Raw genomic sequence first — 23,445 nt, 5'->3', positions numbered from 1 at the left:
ATGCGCGGGCTGGCGCTTGCCCTTGTCCTGCTGACGCTGCTGCCAACGGCGCAGGCCCAAGGGACGCTGCGAGAACGCATCAAGGCCCGCATCGAGGAGCGCCGCGCCGACAAGGGCGGCGGCCTGCAGGAGCTGCAGGTGCAGGGCCGCAAGGTGCTGGTCCATCTGCCGACGGGTTATGACGCCAGCCGCCCCGCGCCGCTGGTGCTGGCCTTCCACGGCGGCGGCGGCCATGCCGGGTACATGGCCGACGACGAGAAATACGGCTTGCAGAAGAAGGCCGACGAGGCCAGCTTCGTCGTCGCCTTCCCCAATGGCTACAGCAAGCTGCCGGGTGGGAAATTCGCCACCTGGAACGCCGGCGGCTGCTGCGGCGACGCGCGCGACCGCAATGTGGACGACGTCGCCTTCGTCCGCGCCACCGTCATGGCGATCAAGGAAAAATACAGCATCGACGCCAGCCGCGTCTTCGCCACCGGCATGTCCAACGGTGGCATGCTCAGCCACCGCCTGGCCTGCGAGGCTGCCGACGTGTTCCGCGCCGTCGCTTCGGTCGCCGGCACCGATGCCACCGCCAGCTGCGCGCCGAGCAAGCCCATCCCGGTGCTGCACATCCACGCCAAGGATGATGACCATGTGCTCTTCAACGGCGGCGCCGGCCAAGGCGCCTTCCGCGACGAGAGCAAGGTCATGAGCTTCATCTCCGTGCCCGAGACGATCTCGCGCTGGGTGCAGCGCGACCACTGCGCGGTGCCGCCGCAGCGCGTGCTCGACAAGCCCGGCGCCACCTGCGAGACCTACAGCGGCTGCAGCGGCGGCGTCAGCGTGCAGCTCTGCGTCACCGAGACCGGCGGTCATTCCTGGCCTGGCGCGCAAAGCGTGCGCCGCGGCAAGGAGGCGGCCTCACAGGCGCTGGACGCCAATGACGTGATCTGGCGCTTCTTCGAGCAGGCCTCACGCTAGACCCTGCTGGAATCGCTTCCAATTTTCTGACCCATACTGCGCTGCACGAACCAATGCCGCTCCCACCGCCATGCGTTTCCTGACCACCGCCCTCCTCGTTGCCACCAGCCTTTGCGCCACCGCCGGCGGCCCGCCGGCCATCTACGACGAAGGCGTCGACGCCAAGGCCGCGATCCGCACCACATTGGCCGAGGCCGAGAAGGCCAAGCTGCCCGTCCTCGTCGTCTTCGGAGCCAACTGGTGCGGCGACTGCCGCATGCTGGACAACAGCTTCAAGCACGGCCCGAGCGCGCCGCTGATCGCCAAGAGCTTCAAGGTCGTCAAGGTCGACGTCGGCCGCTTCGACCGCAATGTCGACATTGCCGAGAGCTATCGCGTGCCGCTGAAGAAGGGCATCCCCGCCGTCGCCGTGCTGTCGCCGCAAGGCAAGCTGATCTACGCCACCGAAGGCGGCGAGCTGGCCGACGCCCGCAAGATGGGCGACCAGGGCGTCTACGACTTCTTCAGCCGCGTGACTGCCTCGGCCAAGTGACGGTCTCCCTGACCGGCGCCTCGCGGGCCCTGCGCACGCAGTTCTTCGTGCTCGGCGTCATGTTCGCCACCTGGGGCGTGCATGTGCCCACCGTGAAGAGCCATTACGGGTTGGGCGAGCAGGCCCTCGCACTGGCCATGCTGGCCGGTGGCGTTGGTGCGCTGCTGGCCCTGGCCCAGGCGGGCCGCATCGTCGGCCGCTTCGGCCCGAGCGCCGTGGCTGGCACGATGGGCGTGCTGTGCTGCGCCAGCGTCGCCTGCCTGCTGGCCTTTTCGTCCTACGCAGCGCTGCTGATCGTCATGCTGGGTTTCGGCATCACGGGCAGCCTGCTCGATGTGTCAGTCAACGTCGAGGCGACCGAGATCGAGCGCCTGTCCAAGCGGCCGCTGATGAGCGGCTTTCACGGCATGTTCAGCCTCGGCGGCATGGCAGGCGCGGGCCTGGGCAGCGTCGCGCCAGCGCTGGGCCTCACGCCGCAGGGCCATCTCTTCGTGGCCACCGGCCTGGGTGCCGTCTGCGCGTTGGTGGCCAGCCGCGCGATGCTGCCCGTCGAGCCTGGTGCGGCCGATGAAAAGCGACCGCTGAGCATTCCGCGTGGCCCGCTGCTGCTGCTGGGCGTGCTGGCGTCCATGGGCTTGATCGCCGAAGGCGCGATGTACGACTGGAGCGTGCTCTTCATGAAGCAGGAGCGCGGCAGCGAGCCCAGCACCGCGGCCCTCGCCTACGCCAGCTTCAGCGGCGCGATGGCCGTGGGCCGGTTCGGCGGCGACTGGGTGCGAGCGCGCATGTCGGGCACGAAGCTGATGCGGGCCAGCGGCGTACTCGGCGCCGCCGGCATGGCGCTGGCGTTGGCCCTGCCCTCGCCCGTCGTGGCGCTGATCGGTTTCGCGCTGGTGGGGCTGGGCCTGTCCAACGTCGTGCCGGTGATCTTCAGCGCGGCGTCACAAGTGCCCGGCGTGTCTTCGGCCCACGGCATCGCGGCCGTGTCGGGCGTCGGCTACCTCGGCATGATGGCCGGCCCGCCGCTGATCGGGCTGATCGCCGAGCATTCGTCGCTGACCGCCGGCCTGGTCGTCGTCGTCGTGTTCGCCGTCTTCATGGCGTTGTCGGCGAAGCGGGCAATGCGCGGGGCCTGACGCCGGGGGCTGACGGACGAAACGCGGTCGGGTGTCATCGCCCACGACGGGCTGCGCTTTGAGAATTCAACTCGCCTTTATGCAGTCGCTCGCTGGCAGTTTCGGAATTTAATGGATTAGAGGCGGCGAAACCCACAGTTGTGGCATTATTTCGGAATTCAAGTAATCCAACCTTCCAGCAATGACCAGGAAGGCCCATCCCGGGAATTCCGAAATGACTTCCAACCCTACCGCCCCGCCACCCGAACTCCTGCGCGTCGTGGATGCCGGCGCCCTCGGCCCGGCCATCCGAGCCCGTCGTCGGGCACAGTCGCTGCGCATCGACGATGCGGCCTCTTTGAGCGGCGTCTCCGTCGACCTGCTCTCCCGCCTCGAGAACGGCAAGGGCTCCGTGCGACTGGACAAGCTGCTGGCGGTGTTGGACAGCCTGGGGCTCGCCCTCGTGCTCGGCCCCAAGGACCACCCAACGATGCAGTCCGTCTCGCGTCCCGGAGTCGAGCCTCCGGAGCAGCCATGAACTCGGCCGCCGACGCCCCTGTTGCCCCGCATGCGCTCAACCTCTGGGCCGACGGCCAGAAGGTCGCGACGCTGGGCTATGAGGCCCTGAACGACCGGTGGTCGCTGGACTACGAAGCGAACTGGGTCGCGGCGCCGGGAGCGTTTCCCCTGTCGCCTGCGCTGCCCTTCCAACCCCCGGCCGACGGCTATGCCGTCGGTGCCGTAAAGCGCTTCGTGGAGAACCTGTTGCCCGAGGGCCGCGCGCTCGACGTCACGGCCACGACCTATCGTGTCTCCAAGTCGAACATCTACGCCCTCATCAGCGCACTTGGGACCGAGACCACCGGGGCGTTCCGATTCTGGCGCTCGGATGACGTGCCGCCGGCCGCCGCCGCCAAACCGCCGCGTGAGGTGACCCGCGAAGAACTGGACCAACGAATTGCCGAGCGCGACCAGATTCCGCTGGCCGTCTGGGATGGCAAGGTCCGCATGTCCATCGCGGGCGTGCAGGACAAGTTGATGGTCTACCTGGACCGCCCGCTGAGCGACGCAGGACGTCTGTTCCTGGTCGAGCCGCCCCTGGCATCGACTCACATCCTCAAGCCCGACCCCGCGCGTGGTGTGACACCGCATCTCGTCGTCAACGAACACTTCTGCATGTCATTGGCGCGGCGCATGAAGCTGCCCGTCGCGGAGGTCGGCATCTATCGGACACCACGGCCGGTACTCGTCGTCCGCCGCTTCGACCGGGTTGTCGTGCAAGGCGCCGGAGACGGTGCCGCGCATGGCGCCAACGAGCCCACCGTGCGGCGCCTGCACATCATCGACGCCTGTCAGGCCTCGGACCTGCCCGAGAGCTTCAAGTACGAGCGGAACCTGGGGAGTGGCGCGCACGTCCGCAACATCCGGGAGGGCGTGAGTTTCCAAATGCTGTTCGAACGCGTGGAGCAGACCGTCAACAAGGCCGTGGCACGCATGACCCTGCTGAGGTGGGCCCTGTTCCAATTCCTGATCGGCAACTGCGACGCGCACGGCAAGAACTTCTCGTTCTTCGTGCGACGCGAGGGACTGGACCCGGCGCCCTGGTATGACCTGGTCAGTGTGGTTCAGTACGCAGGCATCGACCACCAGTTGGCCATGGCCTGGGGCGATGCCTTCTCGCTGGAAGAGGTAGGAGCGTTTCAGCTGGCCGACTTTGCGCAGCGATGCGGGGTCGACAGGAAGCTACTGAAACGCGAGGCCGCACGGCTGGCCAAACTGGTGGTGGAACACACGCTGGCACAGGCCTTGGCGGACGACTACATCGACGACAGTGAGCGCGCCTTTGCAGGCCAACTCCGTGATTTCGTCGTGGGACAGGCCACCCGGTTGACCAAGCTCGCGGACGAGGCGTCCAAGATGAAGCCTGAGTTTCTGTGACGCCTTGGAGTTCGCGGCGCTGACACAGGGGCACAGAGGCACCGAGAAGCAGCCTTCATGCCTTGCCTCTGTGCCTGCGTGCCTATTTGGTTTGCCTTTGAGCTCCATCTCAAGGCGCCACCTCGCACTGCACCCCCGCTTCCGCCAGCAGGGCTGGAAACGGCGCTGGCGGCACCTGGTCGGTGAACAGCATGTCGACCTCGTCGAGCCTGGCCAGCTTGACCATGGCCGGCCGGTTGAACTTCGAATGATCGGCCGCCAGCCACACCTGCCGCGAGTGCTCGATGATCGCCCGCGCCACCTTGACCTCGCGATAGTCGAAGTCGCGCAAGGTGCCGTCGTCCTCGATGCCGGAAATGCCGATCAGCCCGATGTCCACCTTGAACTGGCTGATGAAGTCCACCGTGGCTTCGCCGACGATGCCCCGGTCGCGGGACCGCACCACGCCACCCGCCACGATGACCTCGCAGGCGGGGTTGTCGCTCAGGATGGCGGCGACATTGAGGTTGTTGGTGATGACGCGCAGGCCCTTGTGGTTCATCAGCTCGCGCGCAACCGCTTCGGCCGTCGTGCCGATGTTGATGATCAGCGAGCAGTCTTGCGGCACGACCGCCGCGATGGCCCGCGCGATGCGCTGCTTGCTGTGCTCGTTGAGCTGCTGGCGCTGCCGGTACGCGATGTTCTCGGTCGTCGAGGTGGGCATGCGCACGCCGCCGTGAAAGCGCGCGAGCAGGCCCGAAGCGGCGAGCTGCTTCACGTCGCGACGCACCGTTTGCAGCGTCACGCCGAACTGTTCGGCCAAGGCCTCCACCGAGACCGCGCCGCGGTTGCGCACCTCCTGGATCAGCAGGGCTTGTCGAGGGTTGGGGATCATGCGCGCAAGGCAGGGTTCAAGCTTGGGGGGCCAGCGTAAAGGCGCGCGGAGATGTTCCATAGGGGTGGATTTGCTCTTGCGCAGCGTTCGCTTGTGACTTAAAAAGAAAAACTTCGAACGCATACGAACAAAAGCGAACCTGCCCGGCGCGCATTGCTCGGCGACCACACGAAGATCGGAGACAGCTTGAACGACTCCCCGACGGGCGTGACACAACCGGCCGCATCTCCCGCCCACCCGAGTGCAGCGCAAGCGTGCGACGTGCTCATCGTGGGCGGTGGCATCAATGGTGCCGGCATCGCACGTGACCTGGCCGGGCGCGGCCTGTCGGTGGTGCTTTGCGAGAAGAACGACCTGGCCGCCCATACGTCGTCGGCATCCACCAAGATGATCCACGGCGGCATCCGGTACCTGGAGTACTACGACTTCCTGCTGGTGCGCAAGGCGCTGGCCGAGCGTGAGGTGCTGCTGCGCAGCGCCCCGCACATCATGCGTCCGCTGCGGCTGGTGGTGCCCCACGACCCGAGCATGCGCCCGGTGTGGATGATGCGCATCGGCCTGTTCCTCTACGACCACCTCGCGCGACGCGAGTTCCTGCCCGGCTCGCGCACCATCCACCTGCGCGGGCACGCATTGGGCGCCCCGTTGAACCCGCGCTATTCCCGTGCCTTCCTGTACTCCGACGGTTGGACCGACGATGCCCGGCTCGTGGTGCTCAACGCGCTGGATGCCGCCGAGCGGGGGGCCCAGGTGTTGCCGGGTTGGCGCTGTATCGACGCCCAGCGCGACAGCACCCATTGGCAGGTCACCCTCAAAGACGGCGCGGGCACCGTCCGCCTCGTGCGCGCCCGCGCCCTGGTCAACGCCGCGGGGCCGTGGGCGGCGCAGTTCCTGAAGGAGCACGCCCACGCGCAGGCATCGAAGATCAAGCCGCTGCGGCTGGTCAAGGGCAGCCACATCGTCGTGCCCAAGCTGTTCGACCACGACCACGCCTACGCGCTGCAAGGCGCCGACAAGCGCGTCATCTTCATCATTCCCTACGAGGGCGACTACACGCTCATCGGCACCACCGACGTCGAGCACAAGGGCCCGGCCGGCGACGCGAAGATCGACGACGACGAGATCCGCTACCTCTGCGAACAGGCGAGCCGCTACATGGCCAAGCCGGTGGCGCCGGGCGACGTGGTGTGGAGCTACTCCGGCGTGCGCCCGCTGATCGAGGACGACGCCGAAGATCCCTCGGCCGTGACCCGTGACTACCTGCTCGAGCTGGACACCGACGCCGCGCCCTTGCTGACCGTGTGGGGCGGCAAGATCACGACCTTCCGCAAGCTGGCCGAGGACGCGGCGGACGGGCTTTGCAAAGGCCTGGGCTTGAAGACGGCCGCCTGGACCGCAGGCACTTGGCTGCCGGGTGGCGACCTAGGCGCCTGGATCGGCCCGGCCACGCGGCCCGACGTCGACTTCGCCCGTTTCGAACAGAAGCTAGGGGAGCGGCACCCGGCGCTGCCGGTCAAACTGCGCCATCGGCTGGCTCGTTGCTATGGCGCTCGCATCGACAGGGTTCTTGGGGCCGAAGGCCTGGGTGAAGAGATCGCACCGGGCCTGCACGAGGGCGAGCTCGTCTACCTGCACGACCACGAATGGGCACGCACGCCCGACGACGTGCTGTGGCGCCGCACCAAGCTCGGGCTGCACATGAGCGAAGCACAGCGCCGGGACGTCGCCCGCTGGTGGGCGACGCGCTGGCCGGGTGAAACGACAACGACAAGCATTGGAGACAGCGTGAGGACGACGACATGGAGTTGACGCTGGAGCGGGTCGGCAAGGTGGTGGGCCCCGAGACCCATCTCTACCCACTGGACCTGAAGCTCGCGCCGGGCGCCGTCACGGTGCTGCTGGGCGCCACCCAAGCGGGCAAGACGACCCTGATGCGCTTGATGGCGGGGCTGGACAAGCCCACGCACGGCCAGGTCCACGTGGACCGCAAGGACGTGACCGGCATGCCGGTGCGCGAGCGCAACGTCGCCATGGTGTACCAGCAGTTCATCAACTACCCGTCGATGAGCGTGTACGACAACATCGCCTCGCCGCTCAAGCTGCGCCGCGAGAAGAACATCGCCGGCCGCATGCAGGAACTGGCCGCCAAGTTGCACATCGAGCCCTTTCTCTCGCGCCTGCCCGCGGAGCTTTCGGGCGGGCAGCAACAGCGCGTGGCGCTGGCCCGCGCCCTTGCCAAGGCCGCACCCTTGATGCTGCTCGACGAGCCCCTGGTGAACCTGGACTACAAGCTGCGCGAGGAACTGCGCGACGAGCTCACGCAGCTCTTCGCCGTGGGCGACTCCACCGTGGTCTACGCCACCACCGAGCCCACCGAGGCCTTGCTGCTCGGCGGCTACACCGCCGTGATGGAGGCCGGCGAAGTGCTCCAGTACGGGCCCACGGCCGAGGTGTTCCACAGGCCGCGGTCGATCCGCGTCGCGCGCGCCTTCAGCGACCCGCCGATGAATCTCATCGCCGGCAACGCCACCCCGTCGGGGGTGAGCCTGCCGGCGGGCGTGCAGTTCACGGTCTCCCTGCCGCCCACCCACGGCGCCACGCTGACCCTCGGCGTGCGCGCAAGCGCGCTGCACCTGCAAAGCCGCCCGGGCGACGTGGCCCTCCCCGGCAAGGTGGAACTGGCGGAGATCTCGGGCTCCGACACCTTCGTGCACGTGGAGACCCCGGTGGGAGAACTGGTTGCCCAACTGACCGGCGTGCACTTCTTCGATCTGGGCGCCAGCCTCACGCTGTACCTGAGCCCTGGCCAGGTGTACGTGTTCGACGAAAACGGCGAGCTGCTGGTGGCGCCGAGCAAGGAGCTGACCTGATGGCCCGCATCGAACTCGACCTGGCCCACGCCTACCGCCCCAACCCGCAGGCGGATGAAGACTACGCGCTGCTGCCGCTGAAGATGGTCTTCCGCGATGGCGGCGCGTATGCACTGCTCGGCCCCTCGGGCTGCGGCAAGACCACGCTGCTCAACATCATCTCCGGCCTCGTCACGCCGTCGCAGGGCACGGTGCAGTTCGACGGCGTCAACGTGACGCGGCAGACACCCCAGCAGCGCAACATCGCCCAGGTGTTCCAGTTCCCCGTCATCTACGACACGATGACGGTGGCCGAGAACCTGGCATTCCCGCTGAAGAACCGCGGCGTGCCACGCGACAGGATCAAGCAGCGCGTGGGCGTCATCGCCGAGATGCTGGAGCTGAGCGGCCAGCTCGACACCCGCGCCGCGGGCCTCGCGGCCGACGCCAAGCAGAAGATCTCGCTCGGCCGCGGCCTGGTGCGCGAGGACGTGAGCGCCGTGCTCTTCGACGAGCCGCTCACCGTCATCGACCCGCACCTCAAGTGGCAGCTGCGCCGCAAGCTCAAGCAGATCCACAAGGAGCTGAAACTGACGCTGATCTACGTGACCCACGACCAGGTCGAAGCCCTGACCTTTGCAGAAGAAGTGGTGGTGATGACGCGAGGCCGCGCGGTGCAGATCGGCACGGCCGGCCAGCTCTTCGAACGCCCGCAGCACACCTTCGTCGGGCATTTCATCGGCTCGCCGGGGATGAACTTCCTGCCGGCAGATGTCGTCCCCGGTGCACCCGCCGGTGCGACGAAGCTCGGCGTTAGGCCCGAGTACGTGACGCTGACTGAGCCCCACGCGGCCGGCGCATTGCAGGCCGTCGTCACGCAGCGGCAGGACGTCGGCACCTACTGGCTCGTCACCGCCAAGGCAGGCGACAGCGTGATCCGCGCGCGCCTCAGCCCCGACCTCACGCCGGCCGCCCTTGGCGAGACCGCGTGGTTCAGCGTCAAGGGCAGCCACACCTGCTATTACAAGGACGAGGAGTTGATGGCATGAAGCCGGTCAATCAGAAGGCATGGCTGCTGATCCTGCCGGTCATCCTGTGCGTGGCGTTCTCCGCCATCCTGCCGCTGATGACGGTCGTGAACTACTCGGTGCAGGACATCATCTCCCCCGAGCGCCGCGTGTTCGTCGGCACCGAGTGGTTCAAGGCGGTGATGCGCGACGAGGACTTGCAAGGCGCACTGCTGCGCCAGGTGGGGTTCTCGCTTTCGGTGCTGCTGGTCGAGATTCCGCTGGGCATCTGCCTCGCGCTCTCGATGCCAGCCCAGGGGTGGAAGTCTTCGGCGGTGCTGGTGCTCGTGGCCATCTCGCTGCTCATCCCGTGGAACGTGGTCGGCACCATCTGGCAGATCTATGGCCGCACCGACATCGGCCTGATGGGCGCCGCGCTCGCCAAACTCGGCATCGACTACAGCTACACCGGCCATGCGACCGACGCCTGGCTGACGGTGCTCGTGATGGACGTGTGGCACTGGACGCCGCTCGTCGCCCTGCTTTGCTTCGCCGGCCTGCGCGCCATCCCCGACGCCTACTACCAGGCCGCGCGCATCGACGGCGCCAGCAAGCTGTCCGTCTTCCGCTTCATCCAGCTGCCCAAGCTGCGCGGCGTGCTGATGATCGCCGTGCTGCTGCGCTTCATGGACAGCTTCATGATCTACACCGAGCCCTTCGTGCTGACCGGCGGTGGCCCGGGCAACGCGACGACCTTCCTGTCGCAATACCTGACGCAGAAGGCCGTGGGCCAGTTCGACCTCGGCCCTGCCGCGGCCTTCTCGTTGATCTACTTCCTCATCATCCTGCTGCTGTGCTTCATCCTCTACAACTGGATGCAGCGCGTGGGCACCCAGTCGAAGGAGGTGGCCCATGGATGAGCGCCGTTTGCGCAAGCGCACGATCTTCCTGATCGCCTACCTGCTGTTTGCCATCCTTCCGGTGTACTGGATGGTCAACATGTCGTTCAAGACGAACACGGAGATTCTGTCCAGCTTCAGCCTCTGGCCGCAGCACTTCACCTGGGAACACTACAAGACCATCTTCACCGACGAGAGCTGGTACTCCGGCTACATCAACTCGCTGATCTACGTGGCCATCAACACGGTGATCTCGCTGCTGGTGGCCCTGCCGGCGGCCTATGCGTTCAGCCGCTACAGCTTCCTCGGTGACAAGCACGTCTTCTTCTGGCTGTTGACCAACCGGATGACGCCGCCGGCCGTCTTCCTGCTGCCCTTCTTCCAGCTCTACACCACGCTGGGGATGATGGACACCCACATTGCCGTGGCGCTCGCGCACCTGCTGTTCAACGTGCCGCTGGCGGTCTGGATCCTGGAAGGCTTCATGAGCGGCATCCCGCGCGAGATCGACGAGACGGCCTACATCGACGGCTACTCCTTCCCGCGATTCTTCCTGACCATCTTCGTCCCGCTCATCAAGGCAGGCGTGGGCGTGGCGGCGTTCTTCTGCTTCATGTTCAGCTGGGTGGAACTGCTGATGGCGCGCACGCTCACGAGCGTGAACGCCAAGCCCATCGTGGCGACGATGACGCGCACGGTCAGTGCCTCCGGCATGGACTGGGGCGTGCTCGCCGCCGCCGGCGTGCTGACCATCGTGCCCGGCGCGATCGTCATCTGGTTCGTGCGGCACTACATCGCCAAGGGTTTCGCGATGGGCCGCGTCTAGCGCCCGGCGATCGACCGAAAGGAGACAAGCATGTTCGAGTGGATGGCCTGGACGCTGCCGGTGGCGGTGTTCTTCTGCAGCATCGTGCTGATGCTGATCGGCATGACGGTCTGGGAGCTGAAGTCGCCCACCACCAGCCGCCGCGGCTGGCTGCCGCTGGAGACGACCCGCGGCGACCGCCTGTTCATCGGCCTGCTGGCGGCGGCCTGGGTCAACCTGGCCTTCGTGGCCTTGAGCGAGAAGATGGTCACGTGGTTCGGCCTCGTGGATGAGCCGTCCATCTGGATCAGCTTCGTGATCTCCATGGCGCTGCTCGCGCTGATCATGCGCAAGGGCTAAGAGGGTGAGAGGACATCCAGCATGCCCGCTTTGACTCCCCAAACCACCCTGCTCGTCGTTGCAAATGCTCGCCGTAGCCCGAGCTACGGCTGTGCTTTGCGCCTAGACCAGGGCGCTTTGGGAAGCCATCTCGGCCACGCCGGATGCCCTCTCACCCTCTGAAGCGACGCAGTTTTTTCAAGAAGGCGGCCGGCCATCTCTTCCCGACCGGCGTGCCAGTGCAAGCAATGGGAAGCCATCTCAGGAGACAGACATGAAATTGCGCTTGAATGCCGTGGCCTTTGCCGCTGCTGCTCTGGCTGTGGGTCAGGGCGCATGGGCCGGCGAGGCCGAAGCCAAGAAGTGGATCGATACCGAGTTCCAACCCTCCACGCTGAGCAAGCAGCAGCAGGCGGATGAGATGAAGTGGTTCATCGACGCTGCCAAGAAGCTGCAGGCCAAAGGCGTGAAGGAGATCTCGGTGGTGTCCGAAACCATCACCACGCACGAGTACGAATCCAAGACGCTCGCGAAGGCCTTTGAAGAGATCACCGGCATCAAGGTCAAGCACGACCTGATCCAGGAGGGCGACGTCGTCGAGAAGCTGCAGACCTCCATGCAGTCGGGCAAGTCAATCTACGACGGCTGGATCTCCGACTCCGACCTGATTGGCACCCACTACCGGTACGGCAAGATCATGAGCCTGACCGACTACATGGCCGGCAAGGGCAAGGAGTGGACGAACCCCGGGCTGGACCTGGCCGACTTCATCGGCACCAGCTTCACCACCGGCCCCGACAAGAAGCTTTACCAGCTGCCCGACCAGCAGTTCGCCAACCTGTACTGGTTCCGCGCCGACCTGTTCGCCAAGCCGGACCTGAAGCAGAAGTTCAAGGCCAAGTACGGCTACGAGCTGGGCGTGCCGCTGAACTGGAGCGCCTACGAGGACATCGCCGACTTCTTCTCCAACGACGTGAAGACCATCGACGGCAAGCCCATCTACGGCCACATGGACTACGGCAAGAAGGACCCGTCGCTCGGCTGGCGCTTCACCGACGCCTGGCTTTCAATGGCCGGCACGGCCGACATCGGCATCCCCAACGGCAAGCCGGTCGACGAGTGGGGCATCCGCGCCTCACCCGACGGCTGCACGCCGCTCGGCGCCAGCGTGTCGCGCGGCGGCGCCACCAATTCGCCCGCGGCCGTCTACGCACTCACCAAGTACGTCGACTGGATGAAGAAGTACGCCCCGAAGGAAGCCACCGGCATGACCTTCGGCGAGGCCGGCCCCGTGCCGGCCCAGGGCCAGATCGCCCAGCAGATCTTCTGGTACACCGCCTTCACCGCCGACATGACCAAGCCCGGCCTGCCCGTGGTCAACGCCGACGGCACGCCGAAGTGGCGCATGGCCCCGGGCCCGAACGGCCCGTACTGGAAGCAGGGCATGCAGAACGGCTACCAGGACGTGGGCTCATGGACCTTCTTCGAGGCGCACGACGCCAACAAGACCGCCGCCGCCTGGCTGTACGCGCAGTTCGTGACGGCCAAAACCGTTTCGCTCAAGAAGACCATCGTGGGCCTGACGCCCATTCGCGAGTCCGACATCCGCAGCAGCGCGATGACCGACCTGGCTCCGAAGCTCGGCGGCCTGGTGGAGTTCTATCGCAGCCCGGCCCGCGTCGCATGGACGCCGACCGGCACCAACGTGCCCGACTACCCCAAGCTCGCGCAGCTCTGGTGGAAGAACGTCGCCGTTGCCGTGACGGGTGAGAAGACCCCGCAGGCCGCCATGGACAACCTGGCCGAGGAGATGGACCAGGTCATGAGCCGCCTGGAGCGCGCCGGCATGGCCCGCTGCGCACCCAAGCTCAACAAGAAGGAAGACCCGGGCAAGTGGCTGTCCGACAAGAGCGCACCGTGGAAGAAGCTCGCCAATGAGAAACCCAAGGGCGAAACGATTGCCTACGACACGCTGCTGAATGCGTGGAAGTCGGGGAAGGTTCGCTGAGCAAGCCACTGTCTGTCGCGACGGCGATGGCGCGTCTGGCCCGGCGAAGCGCCGGGTCAGCACCGACCTGCGCGACGGAGCACCGTGGATCGCTCAGCGGTTTGAAGGTCGCCGCCTCTCGCCTCTGCCGGATAGCGGCTAAGGGCCAGGAGGGGAGCCGCCAGGATTTGCAGGCGGGGGCGCCGCTGGAGCCGGCGAAGAGGGCGCCGCCACCGGACCGTTTAGCTGTTCGTTGATCAGTTCAGAAAGCAATACGTGCAGTGGCCCGAGGTCGAGGCTCGTTGCTGCTGAGGCATCCACCTGCTGAAGAGCTTGCACGTAGCGTGCGCGCTCGCGCACGATCAATTCGGGAAGGATGGTCGTTCCGGGCAGCCACTGCCCTGCCTTCAAGCAGAGCACGAAATAACTCGCCGCTCGCGCCGTACGACCGTTTCCGTTGATGAACGGATGTATCCAATTCAGACGCCACAACACAAATGCCGCCAAAACGACCTCATCTGTAGCCTCCCAGAGGCGATTCACGGTGTTGATGAAGTCTTCCATCAACGCCGGTACGCGGTAATGAGGCGGAGGGTTGTGACTGCCGACAGTCACCAGGCAAGGGCGGTACTCGCCTGCACTCGTGTGAAGGCAGGTGATGGCGTGGAAGTTCAGCGCCCGGATCACCTCGGCAGACAAAAATGGGCGCCCAACCGCGAGGCTGGCGCCCACTACAGATCTTAGAAAATCGTATTGTCGGTTTCCGTTCGCAATGGCAAGGTCAAGGTAGATCGGGTGATGTTCGTTGTCTCCGACAAGATCGAACAGGATCACTTCCGATCTCCGACTGTGCCTCCCGCTTGCTCAAGGATGACCTGACGAACTCGCTCGCGCGTAACCCCGCTGTCTTGGGCCAGCGAGCCGTAGACGAACGAAACGCGCTGCTCAAGAAGATCGCTCGCGGAAGTCTTGATCGTCGCGGCAGTTCTGAGTCTCTTCAGAAGGTCAGGACTTGTCCTGATCGCAAAAAGGTTTGATTGCATTTGCAGCTCCCGGATCTATCAACAATTCTTTTTGTCCATCTGCGCTATGCGCGTCGCAGATGAAACGGATAACGATTTATCGGTCGGAACGCGCCGCATAGCAAGCAGGTTTACATCTAAGTCGCGATGAATGCCGATCAAGCATGGTTGAAAAATCAAGGAGTTACCTTTGATAGTTCACGTCAAACATGGCCATTTCAAAGCTACTACGCACACCAGTCGAACGCACCTCAAATGAAAGTCAGCACAGACTGCGCTGCAGCACCGGCGAACTTTTTGTAGATGACACGCCGATTTGTAGAAAAGCCCCGACCAGTTTCCTGTGCGGGGCTCTCGCCTAAGTACTTGTCAGCCTTAGAAAATTTTGGTGGCCTGGGGCGGAATCGAACCACCGACACGCGGATTTTCAATCCGCTGCTCTACCAACTGAGCTACCAGGCCTTTGTCTCGTTCCCGAACGGCTAGCGCCGCTCAGCGAAGTCCGTGACTGTAGCACAGCGAATAGCGCTGCTATTCGAGTGCGCAACTAGCGCCGCTGTTCAGCCGCCGCTGCCGCGCTTGTTGCGGCTCAGGTCCACGCCCAGCTGCTTGAGCTTGCGGTAGAGGTGGGTGCGCTCCAGGCCGGTCTTTTCGGCGACGCGGGTCATGGAGCCGTTTTCCTTGGCGAGATGGAACTCGAAGTAGCTCTTCTCGAAGGCGTCACGCGCCTCGCGCAGCGGGCGGTCGAGCTCGAAGCTCTGCTCGGACGCCAATGCGTTGCCAGGCATGTGACTGTTGCCCGCGAGGCTGGCGGGTGCGGCCTGCATCGGGCTCATCTCGGGGCGGGCATAGCTGTTGGCCATGCCGACCGCCGCTGGCGCAGGGCGCGGCGGGGCGGTCTTGACCAGCGCCTGCTCGACGGCGCGCAGCAGCTTCTGCAGCGTGATCGGCTTTTCGAGGAAGGCGATGGCGCCAAACTTGGTGGCCTCCACCGCCGTGTCGATGGTGCCGTGGCCGCTCATCATGATGACGGGCATGGTCAGCACGCCGGCGCTGCCCCATTCCTTGAGCAGCGTCACGCCGTCGACGTCGGGCATCCAGATGTCGAGCAGCACGAGATCCGGGCGCATGCGTTCACGCACCGCCCGCGCCTGGGTGGCGTTCTCGGCAAGCTCAATGGTGTGTCCCTCGTCGCTGAGGATTTCGGACAACAGGGCACGGATGCCCAGTTCGTCGTCGACAACAAGAATCGTGGCCATGAATCCTTAGGTCTTGGCGGCCTGTGCACCGGGCTCGGTGGCAGGTGCCAGATTCGAAAATGATAGCGAAACTTGCGCGCCGGTCACGACAGCCTCCTGACTGCCGTCCGGGGGAGAACCCGCATCGGAAGCCGGATGCAGGTTGCGCAAGGAGATGCGGGCGCCGTGTTCGTCGGCAATTTTCTTCACAACGGCCAGGCCCAGGCCGGTGCCCTTGGCCTTGGTTGTCACATAAGGTTCGAAGGCGCGCTTGAGCACTTTTTCGGCAAAACCGGGGCCGTTGTCGACGATGTGCAGGCGCACCGAACGCGGCGTGCCGCTCTCGGTCACGGAGAGCGAGGAGCGCACGGCCACATGGCCATCGGGGCGCTCGTGCACGGCGTCCAATGCGTTCTGCACGAGGTTGTGGATGACCTGGCGCAGTTGGCTGGCGTCACCCTTGATGAGGGGCAGGTTGGACGCCAGATCGGCGGCCAGGCGACCCTTCTCCTGCGGCTCGGCGTAGAGGCTGAGCACCTCATGGATCAGCTCGTTCAAGTCCAGGGGCTTGAGCTGGGCCGACGGCAGACGGGCGTAGTCGCGGAACTCGTTGACGAGCTGCTTCATGGCCTGCACCTGGTTGACGATGGTGGCCACCGAACGCACGAGCATGGCCTGGTCGGTACCTTCGAGCTTGGCTTCGAGCTTGTGCTGCATGCGCTCGGCCGAGAGCTGGATGGGTGTCAGCGGGTTCTTGATTTCGTGGGCGAGGCGGCGCGCCACCTCACTCCAGGCGGCCGAGCGCTGCGCCGAGACAACTTCGGAGATGTCGTCGAACACGACAAGGCGGGCGGCCTGCGGCAGCGGCGCGCCGCGCACCAGCAGGGTCAGCGGGTCCTGCTTGGGGTCGAGCTTGAGCTCGAAGGAGTCCTGCCAAAGCTCGCGGTCCATGTCGCGCTCGCCGCTGTCGCGGCCGAGGTGCTGCTCGAAGCGCTGGTCCAGCGACGCGGAGAACTCGGCCAGCGGGGCAAGGTCGGCCAAGGGGCGGCCGATGTAGGCCGACAGCGGCAGGCGCAGGATGCGCGTCGCGCCGGGGTTGACGGTCTCGAGGAAGCCGTCGGCGTCGATGACGAGGACGCCGGCGGTCAGGTTGTCGAGGATGGTCTGCAGGTGGGTGCGGGCGGCGTCCAGCTCGGCCACGGTGCGCGACACCTGCGCGCGCGCGTCGGCCAGTTGGCCGGTCATGTCGGCGAAGGAGCGTGTCAGGCCGCCGAGTTCATCGCGCGAGGCGAGCACGGGGCGCGCGGAGAGGTCGCCCTGGGCCACGAGGCGCATGCCGTCGGCCAGCATCAGCAGCGGCCGCGCGAGCTGGTTGCCGAGCGTCACGGCCAGCAGCAGGGCCGCGAAGGTGGCCAGGATGAGCACCAATGTCAGCGTGCCCAGGTACATGCGGCGCAGGCCGACGCGCTCCAGCGAGCGCTGCTGGTATTCGGCGTTGGCGGTCTGCACCGCCAGGGCATTGGTCAGCATGCTGGCCGGAATGCGCTGGATGACCATCAGGTAGCGCTCGTCCAGCCCCAGGCGCAGCTCGGTATTGCGCATCCGCGCCAGCGTGCGGATCTGGGCGCCGCCTTCCAGGGCTGCGGCCTCGTCCTCCAGCCCTTCGAGCTGGCTGGCCACGCTGCCACGGGCCTTGTCCAGCATGGCTCTGCTGGGGCGGTCGGGCGTGAGCTGGCGGGTATCGCCGCCGCCCTCCAGCAGGATCTGGCCGTTGGCGCCGACGACGGCGACCGTGCGGGCGCCAAGCTTGTCGCGCAGGCGCTCCAGCGCCAGCAACTGCGGCGTGCTGCTTTCGGCGAGCTGGTCGGCGGCGTCACGCGTCTTGGTGCCGAGGTCGCTCACCATGGCGTCCAGCGTGCCGCGGCCGAGGTTCAGGCCAGCCTCCAGCGCGCTGGCCAGGCGCACGTCGAACCAGGTCTCGATGCTGCGGTTCACGAACTGGTAGGAGACGGCGTAGATCATCACGCCGGGCACGATGCCCACCAGCGCGAAGATGCTCGCCAGCTTGAGCAGCAGTCGGCTGCCGAAGCGGCCACTGCGCACACGCAAAACGAGGCGCACGGCGGCCGTCAGGATGACCAGGGTCAGCACCACGGCGACCCCCACATTGACCCAGTAGAGCCAGTTGTAGTGGCGCTCGAAGAAGGCGCGCTCGGACGTGGTGCCGACGATGAGCACGAAGGCCAGCACACCGGCCACGCCCGTCAGGGTCACCAGGGTGATGACCCAGCCCCAACGCGAAACCTTGGTCATTTCAGAGTGAAGTCGGGCGCGAAGTAGCGCTTCTGCTCGATGCTGAGCGCAAAGCCCGATTGCAGGCCGATCTGCATGGGGCGCGGCAGCTGGGTGACGTCGAGCTTGTAGCTGAACTCGAGGTAGTAGCTGCCGCCGTCCTCGATGTCCTTGGCCTCGGCAATATGCCAGGCGCTCTGGCCGCGCATCGCGGTCAGCGCTTCGTCCAGCGTCGCGAAGCTTTGGTGCAGGCCGCCGTTGGAGACGCGGTACTGCCGGGTCAGGGACTGCCAGGCCAGGCGCCAGGTGCGCTCGGCGCGGGCGACGCGGGCGTCGCGCCAGTACCAGCGGTTGCGCAGCACGGTGGCCTCAACGACGAAATACAGCGGCACGCCCTTGTGCAGCGCATCTTCGGCGGGGTGGCTGAGTTCGAAATGAGTCGTGAAGCTCAGGTCCAGGCCGTCGTCGGCGCGGCGCGCGGACAGCTGGGACAGCTCGATGCCGTCTGCCCGCGCCGGCCCGGGGGTCAGGGCGAGCAGCACGGCAAAGAAGGCGGCGATGGCGATCCGGGCGAACAAATCAGGGTTTCGTGATCAGTGCGTAGAAAAAGCCGTCCAGAGGCGACTGCTGTTGCGAACCATTGTCAGCCAGGGGCAGCAGGTGACCTGTGAACCCGGGCACGGCATGGGACTTGGCGTCAGTTTGGCGTTGCAAAAACGCGTCGAGCTGGGCCTGGCCTTCGGCGCGGAAGACAGAGCAGGTGGCGTAGACGAGGCGGCCGCCCGGCGCGAGCAGCGGCCACAGCGCGTCCAGCAGCTCGGCCTGGATACGGGCCAGGGCGGTGATGTCATCGGGGCGGCGCAGCCAGCGCACGTCGGGGTGGCGGCGCACGATGCCGGAGGCGCTGCAGGGGGCGTCGAGCAGGATGGCGTCGAAAGGCTGGCCATCCCACCAGGTGCCGGTCTGGCGGGCGTCGGCGGCCTTCAGCGTCGCCTGCTGCTGCAGGCGGTTGAGGTTGTCCTGCACGCGGATGAGGCGCTGCGCGTCGGCGTCCAGGGCGGTCAGCTGCAGGTCGGGCTGCAGTTCCAGCAGATGGGCCGTCTTGCCGCCCGGTGCGGCGCAGGCATCCAGCACGCGGGCACCCGGCTTGAGGCCTGCGCCGACGACGAGCGGAGCGGCGAGCTGGGCGGCCGCGTCCTGCACGGACACCAAACCCTCGGCAAAACCGGGCAGGGCCGACACGGGCACGGGCTTGTCCAGCACGACGGCCTGGGGCGTGGGTGCGCCCAGGGCCCTTGCCGCGATGCCGGCGGCCGCCAGGCGCTTCACGTAGTCATCCGCCGTGGCGCGCTGGGCGTGCACCCGCAGCGTCATCGGCGGTGGGCGGTTGTTGGCGGCCAGGAGGGCCTGCCACTGCGCCGGCCAGTCCAGCCGCAGCTTCTCGACCCACCAGGCCGGGTGGTTGAAGGCGCCCAGCGGGCTGCGCTCGGCGGCGGCGACGATGGCGCCGCGTTCGCGCAGGAAGCGGCGCAGTACGGCGTTGATGAAGGCAGCGCTGGCCGGCGCGCGCTGCTTGGCGGCGTGGACGGCCTGGTCGACCAGGGTGTGGTCGGCGTACATGGGCGACGAATCGGGCTCGGGGTCGGGCCAGAGCAGGGCCAGCGAAGTCAGCAGCAACGCGTCGACGCGCGCCGGCGGCGCCTTGGGCGCGAGCTGCTGGCGGGCCGCTTCGGCACCGCCCAGGCGGCGCAGTGCCGTAAAGGCCAGGGCTTGGGTGCCGGGGCGCAGGTCGGCGGGCACGCGGCCCAGCAGCTCGGTCAGGGATTTGCCCTCGCGCACGCCCTGGACGGCATCGGCGGCCTGGGACAGCAGCCGGTGCAGGGCAGCCGACATCGAGCCGGCTTGGGGGCTTTGGGACATCGCGCCAGTGTAGGAGCGGGCTTTGGCCGGAGAATTCGCGCCCATGAATGCACCCGCCCCCGACGCGCCCGTTTCCGAACGCATCCGCTACCGCCTCGTGTCGGCCAACTGCCGCCACCATGCCAACGACAACATCGCCGCCTTCATCGAGCCCGGTGAACTCGACGCGCTGCAGGCTGAGGTGCAGACCCGCATGCAGGAAGTGCTGAAGAGCCTGGTCATCGACACCGACAGCGACCACAACACGCAGGAAACCGCCAAGCGCGTCGCCAAGATGTTCGTGCGCGAGGTGTTTGCCGGCCGCTACGCCGAGGCGCCGACGGTGACCGAATTCCCCAACATCAGCCGCCTCAATGAGCTGATGATCGTCGGCCCCATCACGGTGCGCAGCGCCTGCTCCCACCACCTCTGCCCCATCATCGGCAAGGTGTGGATCGGCATCATGCCCAACGAGCATTCCAACCTGATCGGCCTGTCGAAGTACGTGCGCCTGACCGACTGGATCATGAGCCGCCCGCAGATCCAGGAAGAGGCCGTGATCATGCTGGCCAACGAGCTGGAGACCCGCGTGCGGCCCGACGGCCTGGCCGTCGTCATGGAGGCCGACCACTTCTGCATGCACTGGCGCGGCGTCAAGGACATCGAGGCCGCGATGACCAACAGCGTCATGCGCGGGGCTTTCCTGACCGATCCCAATCTGCGGCGGGAGTTCCTCTCCCTCATGCCGAAAAAGTCGGCAGGCTGAAGCTCAGAGCGTCGGGCTCAGCCAGGATGGTGTGGGGTATTGCGGGCCGAGCGCCGGGCCGCTCCCTAGCCGGCCCGCGTTGGGCGATGTGCATGCGGCTCGATGCCGCATGCATCGCCGTCCCCGCGGGGGACCGACCAAGTCCACCCGCGTTCAGCGGGGCGGATTGGGCGAGGGGCTAAAGCGACCTTGCTTCGCTGAAGCCGTAGAGATTCGCCAGCACCCGCGTCGGGAACTGGTGCAAGGCCTCGTTGTACTGGCTTACCGCCTGGTTGAACACCTGCCGCGCGAATGCGCGCTGGCGCTCGATCAGTTTCAGCTCGCTGACGAGGCCGTCGATCTCGGTTTCGCTGCGCAGCTCGGGCTGGTGGTCCAGCAGGGACAGCAAGCGGGTCAGCGCCGCGGCGTGCAGCGCGCTGGCGACGGCCAGGCTGCCGACCGGGTCGGGTGCCCAGGGCTTGCTGCGTGAGGCCTGGGCCGCGGCCTGTGATTCCGCCTGGGCGCTTGCCAGTGCATCGAACGTCGCCTGCTCGCTGGACAGCCGCGGCGCCACGGCCGCGAGCAGCTTGTCGCAGACCTCGCCGCGATCCTTCAAGTGGGCATCGAGCTGCACAAAGGCCTCACCGATGACATTGCGCAGCGACATCAGCCGGTTGTAGGCACCAATGCCCCAGAAGAACAGCAGCGCCGCCCCGGCGACGCCGGCCCAGCTCCAGATCGTCATGATGACTGCTGCCCCTCACCAGACGGGTACGCCTGGCGATCCCCCGCGGGGATGTCGGTCCGGCTAGGGACGGCCCGTCGCTCGGACCAAGTCGCCTTGTAGCGTGCGAACCCGCTAGCCCGCAGCTCGCACGCGGGGCAGCGGCCGCAGCCATGGCCCCACTCGTGCAGCTCGCCGCGCTCGCCGAGGTAGCAGGTATGGGTGTCCTCGACGATGAGCTTCACCAGCGCCCCGCCGCCGAGTGATTCGGCCAGGCGCCAGGTGGCCGCCTTGTCGATGAACATCAGCGGCGTGTCCAGCGTCATCGGCGTGTCCAGGCCCAGGCTGAGCGCCACCTGCATGGCCTTCATCGTGTTGTCGCGGCAGTCCGGGTAGCCGGAGAAGTCGGTCTCGCACATGCCGCCGACCAGCACCGACGCGCCGCGGCGGTAGGCCAGCGTCGCGGCAAAGGTCAGGAAGAGCAGGTTGCGGCCGGGGACGAAGGTGTTGGGCAGGCCGTTGGCCTGCAGCTCGATGGCGCGTTCGCTCGTCAGCGCCGTGTCGCTGATCTGGCCGAGCAGGGACAGGTCCAGCAGATGGTCGGCGCCGAGCTTCACAGCCCAGTGCGGGAACTGGCGTGCGATCTCGGCGCGCACGGTGTTGCGGCAGTCCAGCTCGATGCGGTGGCGCTGGCCGTAGTCGAAGGCCAGCGTCTCGACTTCGGCGAAGCGGTCCAGGGCCCAGGCCAGGCAGGTGGTGGAGTCCTGGCCGCCGGAAAACAGCACCAGGGCTTTGCGGTTGTCGGTCATGGCCGGGATGCTACCCGGCCACCCCGCCCATGCTCGGCGCCAGGCCGGGTGCCGGCGCGCCGGTTCGGCACCTTCAAGAGCCGGCCGACAGGCACCTCGGCCGTGCTTGCGCGCCCCCGAATCGCCCTGCGCGGCGCGCCTTTGCACCGCCCGCGTGCGCGTCCAACCCGCCTCGCCCAGGCGGTCGAACTGGCACGCCACATGCTTGTATACCGCATTGAACACAAGCCGGAACTCAACCGGCGCACTTCGTGGGTCAAGCAACTTGAGGAGAGCCAGGATGACGCGATCGCAATGGAACCGCCGGGAATTGTTGGGCAGCCTGGGCGCTGCGGGAGCCGGTGTGATGACCTCTGGCTGGAGCGGCCTGGCGCAAGCCCAGAAGCCGCTGACCGTGGGCTTCATTTACGTCGGCCCGCGGGACGACTACGGCTACAACCAGGCGCATGCCGAGGCCGCGGCGCTGGTGAAGAAGATGCCGGGCATCAAGGTGGTGGAGGAGGAGAACGTCCCCGAAACCAACGCGGTGCAGAAAACGATGCAGGGCATGATCGCCCAGGACGGCGCGGGCCTGCTGTTCCCGACCTCCTTCGGCTACTTCGCCCCGCACATCCTGGCGCTGGCGCCCAAATACCCCAACGTGCGCTTCGCGCACTGCGGCGGGCTGTGGGACGCGGCCAAGCACCCCAAGAACGCCGGCAGCTTCTTCGGCTACATCGACGAGGCGCAGTACCTCAACGGCGTGGTCGCGGCGCACGTGACCAAGAGCAAGAAGCTCGGCTTCATCGCGGCCAAGCCCATCCCGCAGGTGCTGCGCAACATCAACGCCTTCACGATGGGCGCGCGCAGCGTGCACCCGGACATCACGACGACGGTGATCTTCACCGGCGACTGGAGCATGCCGGTCAAGGAAGCCGAGGCCACCAACAGCCTGGCCGACCAGGGCGTGGACGTGTTCACCATGCACGTGGACGGCCCGAAGGTCATCGTCGAGACAGCAGCCAAGCGCGGCAAGTTCGTCTGCGGCTACCACGCCAGCCAGGCCAAGCTGGCACCGCAGGCCTACCTGACGGGCGCGGAGTGGAACTGGATCACCGCCTACAAGCAGATCATCGACGCCGCGCAGACCGGCAAGCCGCATCCGAACTTCGTGCGTGGCGGGCTCAAGGACGGCTTCGTCAAGAGCAGCCCCTACGGCAGCTCGGTGCCCGAGGGCGGGCGCAAGCAGGCCGAGGCCGTGCGCGCCGAGATGCTCAAGGGCAGCTTCGACATCTTCAAGGGCGAGCTCAAGGACAACGCCGGCAAGGTGGTCATTCCCAAGGGCAAGGTGTTCAAGCAGACCGACATGGAGCTCGAAGGCATGAACTACCTCGTCGAAGGCGTCATCGGCAAGGTGTGACCCCGCACC

At 66.6% G+C, this 23,445-nt stretch carries 21 protein-coding genes, 1 tRNA gene and 2 pseudogenes; 14 read left to right on the top strand and 10 right to left on the bottom strand.

All coding sequences use genetic code 11. From position 1 onward, the window contains the following. The 5 genes from ACXJLH_RS03430 to ACXJLH_RS03410 all read left to right on the top strand — a co-directional run bounded on the left by ACXJLH_RS03430 (position 1) and on the right by ACXJLH_RS03410 (position 4,548). Entirely contained in the window at positions 1 to 963 is a 963-nt protein-coding gene (locus ACXJLH_RS03430; protein WP_457442504.1) for an extracellular catalytic domain type 1 short-chain-length polyhydroxyalkanoate depolymerase, read from the top strand. 70 nt (positions 964 to 1,033) lie between these two features. Beyond that, a complete protein-coding gene (locus ACXJLH_RS03425) occupies positions 1,034 to 1,495 on the top strand; it encodes a thioredoxin family protein (RefSeq protein ID WP_056205605.1) in 462 nt (153 codons plus the stop codon). After that, positions 1,492 to 2,631, top strand: a complete 1,140-nt coding sequence (locus tag ACXJLH_RS03420; RefSeq protein ID WP_457442503.1) for an MFS transporter — start codon at positions 1,492 to 1,494, stop codon at positions 2,629 to 2,631. The genes ACXJLH_RS03425 and ACXJLH_RS03420 overlap by 4 nt, the downstream gene beginning before the upstream one ends. Before the next feature lie 214 nt (positions 2,632 to 2,845). Further along, positions 2,846 to 3,148: a helix-turn-helix domain-containing protein gene (locus ACXJLH_RS03415; protein WP_457350620.1), complete on the top strand. Its 303-nt coding sequence runs from the start codon at positions 2,846 to 2,848 to the stop codon at positions 3,146 to 3,148. After that, positions 3,145 to 4,548 carry a HipA domain-containing protein gene (locus tag ACXJLH_RS03410; RefSeq protein WP_457442502.1) on the top strand — a complete coding sequence of 468 codons (1,404 nt, stop codon included), beginning with the start codon at positions 3,145 to 3,147 and terminating at the stop codon, positions 4,546 to 4,548. Before ACXJLH_RS03415 ends, ACXJLH_RS03410 begins: the two co-directional genes overlap by 4 nt. A gap of 109 nt (positions 4,549 to 4,657) precedes the next feature. Here the strand turns inward: ACXJLH_RS03410 and ACXJLH_RS03405 are convergent, their stop codons facing one another. After that, entirely contained in the window at positions 4,658 to 5,422 is a 765-nt protein-coding gene (locus ACXJLH_RS03405; RefSeq protein WP_457350624.1) for a DeoR/GlpR family DNA-binding transcription regulator, read from the bottom strand. Positions 5,423 to 5,608: 186 nt separating this feature from the next. Here ACXJLH_RS03405 and glpD point away from each other — a divergent pair, with 186 nt between their 5' ends. From glpD to ACXJLH_RS03370, 7 genes are all read left to right on the top strand, one after another. Then, entirely contained in the window at positions 5,609 to 7,231 is a 1,623-nt protein-coding gene (glpD, locus tag ACXJLH_RS03400) for a glycerol-3-phosphate dehydrogenase (protein WP_457442501.1), read from the top strand. After that, positions 7,222 to 8,292, top strand: coding sequence for an ABC transporter ATP-binding protein (locus tag ACXJLH_RS03395; protein ID WP_457442500.1), 1,071 nt, complete (start codon positions 7,222 to 7,224; stop codon positions 8,290 to 8,292). Before glpD ends, ACXJLH_RS03395 begins: the two co-directional genes overlap by 10 nt. Next, on the top strand, positions 8,292 to 9,320 hold the full coding sequence (locus tag ACXJLH_RS03390) for an ABC transporter ATP-binding protein (protein WP_457442499.1): 1,029 nt from the start codon (positions 8,292 to 8,294) through the stop codon (positions 9,318 to 9,320). The genes ACXJLH_RS03395 and ACXJLH_RS03390 overlap by 1 nt, the downstream gene beginning before the upstream one ends. Next, on the top strand, positions 9,317 to 10,198 hold the full coding sequence (locus tag ACXJLH_RS03385; RefSeq protein ID WP_457350630.1) for a carbohydrate ABC transporter permease: 882 nt from the start codon (positions 9,317 to 9,319) through the stop codon (positions 10,196 to 10,198). The genes ACXJLH_RS03390 and ACXJLH_RS03385 overlap by 4 nt, the downstream gene beginning before the upstream one ends. Then, a complete protein-coding gene (locus ACXJLH_RS03380; protein ID WP_457442498.1) occupies positions 10,191 to 11,003 on the top strand; it encodes a carbohydrate ABC transporter permease in 813 nt (270 codons plus the stop codon). The genes ACXJLH_RS03385 and ACXJLH_RS03380 overlap by 8 nt, the downstream gene beginning before the upstream one ends. 30 nt (positions 11,004 to 11,033) lie before the next feature. Continuing rightward, positions 11,034 to 11,342, top strand: a complete 309-nt coding sequence (locus ACXJLH_RS03375; RefSeq protein ID WP_056205623.1) for a DUF2160 domain-containing protein — start codon at positions 11,034 to 11,036, stop codon at positions 11,340 to 11,342. A 253-nt stretch (positions 11,343 to 11,595) separates the two neighbouring features. After that, positions 11,596 to 13,329, top strand: coding sequence for an ABC transporter substrate-binding protein (locus ACXJLH_RS03370; RefSeq protein ID WP_457442497.1), 1,734 nt, complete (start codon positions 11,596 to 11,598; stop codon positions 13,327 to 13,329). 138 nt (positions 13,330 to 13,467) lie between these two features. Here ACXJLH_RS03370 and ACXJLH_RS03365 read toward each other — a convergent pair whose 3' ends face one another. The 7 genes and pseudogenes from ACXJLH_RS03365 to rsmB form a co-directional block, all read right to left on the bottom strand. Then, the gene (locus ACXJLH_RS03365; RefSeq protein ID WP_457442496.1) at positions 13,468 to 14,142 is read right to left on the bottom strand and encodes a Fic family protein; all 675 of its coding nucleotides are present in this window, start codon (positions 14,140 to 14,142) and stop codon (positions 13,468 to 13,470) included. 574 nt (positions 14,143 to 14,716) lie between these two features. Continuing rightward, positions 14,717 to 14,792, bottom strand: a tRNA-Phe gene (locus ACXJLH_RS03360). A gap of 98 nt (positions 14,793 to 14,890) precedes the next feature. Then, a pseudogene (locus tag ACXJLH_RS03355) lies at positions 14,891 to 15,076 on the bottom strand (helix-turn-helix domain-containing protein); the annotation flags it as partial. A gap of 144 nt (positions 15,077 to 15,220) precedes the next feature. Then, positions 15,221 to 15,589, bottom strand: a pseudogene (locus tag ACXJLH_RS03350) (response regulator); the annotation flags it as partial. A gap of 6 nt (positions 15,590 to 15,595) precedes the next feature. Further along, positions 15,596 to 17,881 (bottom strand): ATP-binding protein, encoded by a 2,286-nt coding sequence (locus ACXJLH_RS03345; protein ID WP_457442495.1) that lies wholly within the window; start codon positions 17,879 to 17,881, stop codon positions 15,596 to 15,598. Then, positions 17,878 to 18,438: a DUF4390 domain-containing protein gene (locus ACXJLH_RS03340; RefSeq protein ID WP_457350642.1), complete on the bottom strand. Its 561-nt coding sequence runs from the start codon at positions 18,436 to 18,438 to the stop codon at positions 17,878 to 17,880. Before ACXJLH_RS03340 ends, ACXJLH_RS03345 begins: the two co-directional genes overlap by 4 nt. A gap of 1 nt (position 18,439) precedes the next feature. Then, on the bottom strand, positions 18,440 to 19,780 hold the full coding sequence (rsmB, locus tag ACXJLH_RS03335; protein WP_457442494.1) for a 16S rRNA (cytosine(967)-C(5))-methyltransferase RsmB: 1,341 nt from the start codon (positions 19,778 to 19,780) through the stop codon (positions 18,440 to 18,442). Between the two features lie 43 nt (positions 19,781 to 19,823). Between rsmB and folE the strand changes: the two genes are divergently transcribed. After that, on the top strand, positions 19,824 to 20,525 hold the full coding sequence (gene folE, locus ACXJLH_RS03330; RefSeq protein WP_457442493.1) for a GTP cyclohydrolase I: 702 nt from the start codon (positions 19,824 to 19,826) through the stop codon (positions 20,523 to 20,525). Between the two features lie 178 nt (positions 20,526 to 20,703). On the opposite strand, the gene ACXJLH_RS03325 is transcribed toward folE, so the two are convergent. Continuing rightward, positions 20,704 to 21,249 carry a LemA family protein gene (locus tag ACXJLH_RS03325; RefSeq protein ID WP_457442492.1) on the bottom strand — a complete coding sequence of 182 codons (546 nt, stop codon included), beginning with the start codon at positions 21,247 to 21,249 and terminating at the stop codon, positions 20,704 to 20,706. Beyond that, a complete protein-coding gene (gene queC, locus ACXJLH_RS03320; RefSeq protein ID WP_457442491.1) occupies positions 21,246 to 22,037 on the bottom strand; it encodes a 7-cyano-7-deazaguanine synthase QueC in 792 nt (263 codons plus the stop codon). Before queC ends, ACXJLH_RS03325 begins: the two co-directional genes overlap by 4 nt. A gap of 280 nt (positions 22,038 to 22,317) precedes the next feature. Here queC and ACXJLH_RS03315 point away from each other — a divergent pair, with 280 nt between their 5' ends. Then, positions 22,318 to 23,436 (top strand): BMP family ABC transporter substrate-binding protein, encoded by a 1,119-nt coding sequence (locus ACXJLH_RS03315; RefSeq protein ID WP_457442490.1) that lies wholly within the window; start codon positions 22,318 to 22,320, stop codon positions 23,434 to 23,436. Positions 23,437 to 23,445 lie beyond the last annotated feature (9 nt).

The organism is Roseateles sp. P5_E4 (assembly GCF_054049255.1).
This window is presented reverse-complemented; position numbering and strand designations above follow the sequence as displayed.

What these genes read in the sequence shown, in the direction of transcription:
- ACXJLH_RS03390 (WP_457442499.1), top strand. Translation starts at nt 8,292, where the DNA reads ATGGCCCGCATCGAACTCGACCTGGCCCACGCCTACCGCCCCAACCCG.
- ACXJLH_RS03410 (WP_457442502.1), top strand. Translation starts at nt 3,145, where the DNA reads ATGAACTCGGCCGCCGACGCCCCTGTTGCCCCGCATGCGCTCAACCTC.
- ACXJLH_RS03395 (WP_457442500.1), top strand. Translation starts at nt 7,222, where the DNA reads ATGGAGTTGACGCTGGAGCGGGTCGGCAAGGTGGTGGGCCCCGAGACC.
- ACXJLH_RS03325 (WP_457442492.1), bottom strand. Translation starts at nt 21,249, where the DNA reads ATGACGATCTGGAGCTGGGCCGGCGTCGCCGGGGCGGCGCTGCTGTTC.
- folE (WP_457442493.1), top strand. Translation starts at nt 19,824, where the DNA reads ATGAATGCACCCGCCCCCGACGCGCCCGTTTCCGAACGCATCCGCTAC.
- ACXJLH_RS03405 (WP_457350624.1), bottom strand. Translation starts at nt 5,422, where the DNA reads ATGATCCCCAACCCTCGACAAGCCCTGCTGATCCAGGAGGTGCGCAAC.
- ACXJLH_RS03345 (WP_457442495.1), bottom strand. Translation starts at nt 17,881, where the DNA reads ATGACCAAGGTTTCGCGTTGGGGCTGGGTCATCACCCTGGTGACCCTG.
- ACXJLH_RS03380 (WP_457442498.1), top strand. Translation starts at nt 10,191, where the DNA reads ATGGATGAGCGCCGTTTGCGCAAGCGCACGATCTTCCTGATCGCCTAC.
- ACXJLH_RS03425 (WP_056205605.1), top strand. Translation starts at nt 1,034, where the DNA reads ATGCGTTTCCTGACCACCGCCCTCCTCGTTGCCACCAGCCTTTGCGCC.
- ACXJLH_RS03430 (WP_457442504.1), top strand. Translation starts at nt 1, where the DNA reads ATGCGCGGGCTGGCGCTTGCCCTTGTCCTGCTGACGCTGCTGCCAACG.
- ACXJLH_RS03415 (WP_457350620.1), top strand. Translation starts at nt 2,846, where the DNA reads ATGACTTCCAACCCTACCGCCCCGCCACCCGAACTCCTGCGCGTCGTG.
- ACXJLH_RS03385 (WP_457350630.1), top strand. Translation starts at nt 9,317, where the DNA reads ATGAAGCCGGTCAATCAGAAGGCATGGCTGCTGATCCTGCCGGTCATC.
- ACXJLH_RS03315 (WP_457442490.1), top strand. Translation starts at nt 22,318, where the DNA reads ATGACGCGATCGCAATGGAACCGCCGGGAATTGTTGGGCAGCCTGGGC.
- ACXJLH_RS03370 (WP_457442497.1), top strand. Translation starts at nt 11,596, where the DNA reads ATGAAATTGCGCTTGAATGCCGTGGCCTTTGCCGCTGCTGCTCTGGCT.
- ACXJLH_RS03375 (WP_056205623.1), top strand. Translation starts at nt 11,034, where the DNA reads ATGTTCGAGTGGATGGCCTGGACGCTGCCGGTGGCGGTGTTCTTCTGC.
- queC (WP_457442491.1), bottom strand. Translation starts at nt 22,037, where the DNA reads ATGACCGACAACCGCAAAGCCCTGGTGCTGTTTTCCGGCGGCCAGGAC.
- rsmB (WP_457442494.1), bottom strand. Translation starts at nt 19,780, where the DNA reads ATGTCCCAAAGCCCCCAAGCCGGCTCGATGTCGGCTGCCCTGCACCGG.